Raw genomic sequence first — 664 nt, 5'->3', positions numbered from 1 at the left:
AGGCAGGTGCTGAAGATCAGGCGGTGGGTAAAAGCGATTTTACCCGAAGCCGTCATGAAACTGTCGATGTCTTCCTTGCGCAGGACATAATCCGGGGCGTACAACTTGCACTGGATGGCGTGGAATTCCCCGGTTCCCCGAACCTCGGCCACCAGGTCGATCCCGGCATCCTGCGCGTTGATCCCCTGCAATCGGGCCCAGTCGGAGTAGGTCCAGGCGCTTTCGTACAGGTCGCGGTATTTGGGTTCGTTCTTGAGGTAACAGAGGATCAGGTCTTCAAAGTAGGTCCCCTTCTCGCGCTGGGTCTGGGCAATCTGGTGGTAGGCATCCAGCAGGGAAGACAGTGCAGACACAAGGCAATCCTCGAAAAACGCAAAACCACCATCCTACTCTACAATTTTCAATTTTGGTGCCTCTGGATGGAATCATGGACGCTTGTGGCTGTAGAGCGAGTGGCCGGAAAGAAAAAGGTTCCTCTACTGGGAAGTTACAATATTGTTGGGATTTTCCAATATTCCAACCTTGATCGAGATCGCCGAAGCAGGCGGACTGGAATAGGAAATGCAAATGGCTGAAATGTCTAACTGGGCCCGAGCAATTCAAGGTTAATTTCGATCAATCGCAAAACGCACCTCTGGAAGAGCATCCGTTTTGGATTCTTTAA

General features: G+C 51.7%; 1 protein-coding gene. It reads right to left on the bottom strand.

Annotation, left to right across the window (positions count from 1 at the left end; genetic code table 11):
• The coding region (locus tag M6F29_RS12000; RefSeq protein ID WP_298160237.1) for a restriction endonuclease at positions 1–353 on the bottom strand (353 nt) is incomplete at its 3' end.
• Positions 354–664: the final 311 nt, after the last annotated feature.

Origin of the sequence: Ferrovum sp. (assembly GCF_027317285.1) — a bacterium.
Taxonomy (GTDB): Bacteria; Pseudomonadota; Gammaproteobacteria; order Burkholderiales; family Ferrovaceae; genus Ferrovum.
The sequence above is the reverse complement of the archived record's forward strand: the minus strand, read 5'-3'. Positions and strand labels throughout refer to the sequence as shown.